A 4383-nucleotide genomic window follows, 5' to 3' on the forward strand; every position below is an offset into this window, starting at 1 on the left:
GGCCGTGCAGGCCGTGGACACCACCGCCGCCGGAGACACCTTTCTGGGGGCGCTCGGCCGTCGCGCTCGGACGGGGCGAGGCGCTCGACCCCGCCGTGCAGGGCGGCATCCGTGCCGCGGCGCTGTGCGTGACCCGGCCCGGCGCCCAACCCTCCATCCCCACGCGCGACGCCGTCGCCGCCAGCCCCCGCCCACCCGACTGGAGATTGCTATGAAACGCCGCGCTTTGCTGCACGCCGAACTCTCGCATGCCATCGCCTGCATGGGCCACGGCGACATGCTGGTCATCGGGGACGCGGGCCTGCCCATTCCCCCCGGGCCACGCCGCATCGACCTGGCCGTCACGGCCGGCATCCCCGCCGTGGACGAGGTGCTGTGCGCCGTCCTCTCCGAACTGCAGGTGGAGCGCGCCATCGTCGCCACCGAAGCCGTCGAACGCGCCGAAGGCCAGTTGCCGGACTGGTGCCTGCTGCCCGTGGCGCCCGAGACCGTGCCGCACGAGGAATTCAAACGGCTGTGCCAGCAGGCGCGGGTGATGGTGCGCACCGGCGAATGCACGCCCTATGCGAATGTCATACTCATCGCCGGCGTGACGTTCTAGACGGCCCGGGGCGGCGCGCCATGAAAGCCACCGCCATGCCCCCCCTCTCAACGCCCTCCGGCCCCGCGCCCCTGCCCCCCGGCATGACCGTGCTGGAGCGCGGCTGGCTGTCGGCCAACAACATCGTGTTCATCGGCGCCGGGCACACGGCGGTGGTGGACACCGGCTACTGCACCCATGCCGCGCAGACCGTCGCGCTGCTGCAGGGCGCACTGCAGGGCCGCGCGCTGGACCGTGTGCTCAACACCCACCTGCACAGCGACCACTGCGGCGGCAACGCCGCGCTGCAGGCGGCCTGGCCCGCCCTCGGCACCTTCATCCCCCCGGGCCAGGCGGCCCATGTGCGCCAGTGGGACGCCAACGCCCTGAGCTACACGCCCACGGGCCAGGACTGCCCACCGTTTCGCATGGACGGCGTGCTGCAGCCGGGCACTGAAGTGATGCTCGGCGACCGGGCCTGGCAGGTGCATGCGGCCCCCGGTCACGACCCGCATTCGATCGTGCTGTTCGAGCCGGTCGACGCCGTGCTGATCTCGGCCGACGCGCTGTGGGAGAACGGCTTCGGCGTGGTCTTTCCCGAGCTGGAGGGCGACAGCGCCTTCGCCGACGTGGCGACCACGCTTGACCTGATCGAGTCGCTGGCGCCGCGCACCCTCGTGCCCGGGCATGGCCGCGTCTTCACCGGCCTTGCCCCGGCGCTGGACACCGCCCGGCGGCGGCTGGACGGCTTCGTGCAGGCACCCGAAAAGCACGCGCGCTACGCCGCCAAGGTGCTCGTCAAGTACAAGCTGCTGGAGTGGCAGCAGGCCGAGGCGCAGCGGCTCTGGGCCTGGGCCGCCGCGACGCCCTATTTCGCGCTGCTGCACGCGCGCTACTTCGCCGACCAGCCGCTGCAGGCTTGGCTGGAGGGCACGGTGCAGGACCTCGTGCGCTCGGGTGCGGCCGCCCTCCAGGGCACGCAGATCCACAACCGGTAGGGCAGAAGGCGCGGCCCCCGGCCTCGCTGGCTCTGCACGCCCGTGCCGGGGCCGATTGCACCTCCCACCCCTCGTCCGGCGCACCTCCCTTGCGGAATTTGTGGCGGAAATCTTACAAATTGTCAGATTCCACGCCGCGCCTCTGTCAGACAACACCTTAACGAGAGTGATTCGTATCAATAATCGCGGCTGTTTTTGGTTCTGACAACAAAATGAAACACTACAACCCCGTCAAGAAGCCCCGCAGCCTCCGCCTGGCCGAGGGCGTTGCCGCCAGCCTCTCCACCGCCGTGCTGCTGCCCTGGGCCGCCATGGCCCAGACCGCACCGCCGCAGGACGCCACCGTCCTGCCGACCGTGACGGTGCAGGACCAGGCCATCGATCCCAACCCCAATGCTGAAGTGGGCGCGCCCTACAAGGCCAAGACCTCGGCCGACGTGCGCCACACGCGGCCCCTGGCGGAAACGCCCCAGACCATCTCGGTGGTGACCAAGGCCGCGATCGACGACTCCGGCTTCACCGACCTCAAGCAGATCCTCGCGGCCCAGCCCGGCATCACCCTGGGCACGGGCGAGAACGGCAACGCCTTCGGCGACCGCTACATCATCCGCGGCCAGGAAGCCCGCAGCGACGTGTTCGTGGACGGCCTGCGCGACCCCGGCATGACGACGCGCGAGAGCTTCGCCATCGAGCAGCTCGAAATCACCAAGGGCCCGAACTCGACCTTTGCCGGCCGCGGCTCGGCCGGTGGCGCGATCAACGCCATCACCAAGCAGGCCACGCTGGACTACGACTTCTCGCGCATCTCCGTGGGCGCGGGCAGCGACGGCTACCGCCGCGCCACGCTGGATGCCAACAAGGGCTTCTCGGATCAGTTCGCGCTGCGCGCCAACGCGCTGTACAGCACCGAAGGCGTGCCGGACCGCGACCCGTCCAAGCGCCGCCGCGAGGGCCTGGCGCTGTCGGGCCTGTGGGAAGCCAATGCCAACCTGTCGGTCACGCTGGACTACTACGGCCTGCGCGCCAGGGACAAGTACCCCGACCTGGGCAGCTACCTGCTCGGCACGGTGCCCAACCGCGTGCCCGCCACCGGCGTGCCCGTGTACGCGCAGAGTCAGGACTTCCTGAACTCCGACGTGGACGCCCTGACGGCACGCGTCAAGTGGCGCATCGCGCCCGACAAGACCCTCACCAGCCTGACGCGCTACGGCACGTCCGACAACGGCTACGTGGTCACCGGCGCCTCGGGCGGCACGCGCTACAGCAACGGCACGCCGTTCACCAGCGCCTCGCTGAGCACGCACAACGGCTGGCAGGAAGTGAAGTACTTCGCGCACCAGACCAACCTGCGCTGGGACACCGAGATCGCCGGCAAGAAGAACGAACTCATCTTCGGCCTCGAATACACGGACCACCAGGTGACGCGCGGCAACTACGCCGTCACCAACACCGGCGCATTCAACTGCCGCACGCAGGCGGGCACGGGCGCCAACACGGCCTATTGCCTCTCGGGCCCCTCGGGCGCCGTCACGCCGGGCCTGAACTCCATCATGGGCCGGCAGATCGCCCAGACGCCCTGGGCCAACGACTGGCAGGTCAAGAGCTTCGCGCTCAGCGCCATGGACACGGTGGACCTGACCGACCAATGGACGGTGTTCGGCGGCGTGCGCGCCGACTACACCGACTTCAGCCTCGTCACGCGCAACGCCACCACGGCCGCGCAGACGGGCAACTACAGCTACACCGACACCCTGCTCAACGGCCACCTGGGCGTGTCGTACAAGATCAACCCCATGGGCATCGTGTACGCCAGCTACGGCTCGGCCCAGGACATCAACGGCGGCGAATCCGACACCGGCACCAGCAGCGGCTACGGCGGCCTGGTGGTCTACAACGGCAGCGCCGCCGGCGCCAAGCCCGAGACCTCGCGCAATCTGGAAATCGGCACCAAGTGGAACCTGCTGGACAACAAGCTGCTGTTCACGGCCGCGGCGTTCCAGACCACCAAGTCCGACGTGATGGAGGGCGCCAACTACGACTCGCTGGGCACCTTCAACACCGGCAAGAACCGCGTGCGCGGCGTCGAATTCGGCCTGGTGGGCAACGTGACCTCCCAGTTCACGGTGCAGGCCGGCGTGGCGTTCATGAAGTCCAAGGTGCTCAAGTCGGCCACGGCGGCCAACGTGGGCCTGCCGCTGTCGAACTTCGCCGACCGCTCGTTCTCGGTGCAGGGCAAGTACCAGCTGACCCCCGCGCTGTCCGTGGGCGCCACGGCGCGGCACGAAAGCGACCGCTGCGGCGGCCAGCCCGACACCGGCGCGAGCTACACCAACGGCACCTGCGCGCAGCCCGTGCCCTCGTTCACCGTGTACGACCTGTTCGCCTCGTACCGCCTGAACAAGCACGCCGACATCCGCATCAACGTGCTCAACGCCGGCGACAAGGACTACTACACGGCGGTGTACCGCTCGGGCTCGTTCCTGTACAAGGGCGACGGGCGGGCGGTGCGCGTCACGCTCGACTACGAGTTCTGATCGGCGCGCTGGCAACGGCGCCCCGGGTCTGATCCAATGCCGGGCTCTGCCCGGCATTGCCGCTTTCAACGATGACCCCAGCCCTTCCCTTCACCGCACCGCCTCCGCCGCCGGACCGCATTCCGCCCGGCGTGCACGGCGCGCTCGACTACGCCCTGCTCGCGCCCAAGCACATGGATGCCGCGCACCATGCCTACGTGGCGGGCGGCAGCGGCCTGGGCACGTCGGCGCAGGCCAACCGGCGCGCCTTCGACGGCTGGGCCGTGCTGCC

General features: G+C 69.7%; 3 protein-coding genes and 2 pseudogenes. All 5 read left to right on the top strand.

The window, feature by feature from the left end:
* Positions 1-215, top strand: a pseudogene (locus AC27KI_RS19430) (PfkB family carbohydrate kinase); the annotation flags it as partial.
* Positions 212-601, top strand: a complete 390-nt coding sequence (gene rbsD / locus AC27KI_RS19435; protein ID WP_284404829.1) for a D-ribose pyranase — start codon at positions 212-214, stop codon at positions 599-601. The pseudogene AC27KI_RS19430 and the gene rbsD, both read left to right, overlap by 4 nt.
* A gap of 35 nt (positions 602-636) precedes the next feature.
* Complete coding sequence (locus AC27KI_RS19440) at positions 637-1578, top strand: MBL fold metallo-hydrolase (RefSeq protein WP_487090480.1); 942 nt, start codon at positions 637-639, stop codon at positions 1576-1578.
* A 212-nt stretch (positions 1579-1790) separates the two neighbouring features.
* Positions 1791-4112: a TonB-dependent receptor gene (locus tag AC27KI_RS19445; protein WP_487115340.1), complete on the top strand. Its 2322-nt coding sequence runs from the start codon at positions 1791-1793 to the stop codon at positions 4110-4112.
* A 71-nt stretch (positions 4113-4183) separates the two neighbouring features.
* Positions 4184-4383 (top strand): annotated as a pseudogene (locus AC27KI_RS19450) (hypothetical protein); the annotation flags it as partial.

The organism is Acidovorax sp. KPB24-03 (assembly GCF_057546605.1).

Bases quoted from the DNA above. Each gene is read 5' to 3' on its own strand.
- AC27KI_RS19445 (WP_487115340.1), top strand. From the start codon at position 1,791: ATGAAACACTACAACCCCGTCAAGAAGCCCCGCAGCCTCCGCCTGGCC.
- rbsD (WP_284404829.1), top strand. From the start codon at position 212: ATGAAACGCCGCGCTTTGCTGCACGCCGAACTCTCGCATGCCATCGCC.
- AC27KI_RS19440 (WP_487090480.1), top strand. From the start codon at position 637: ATGCCCCCCCTCTCAACGCCCTCCGGCCCCGCGCCCCTGCCCCCCGGC.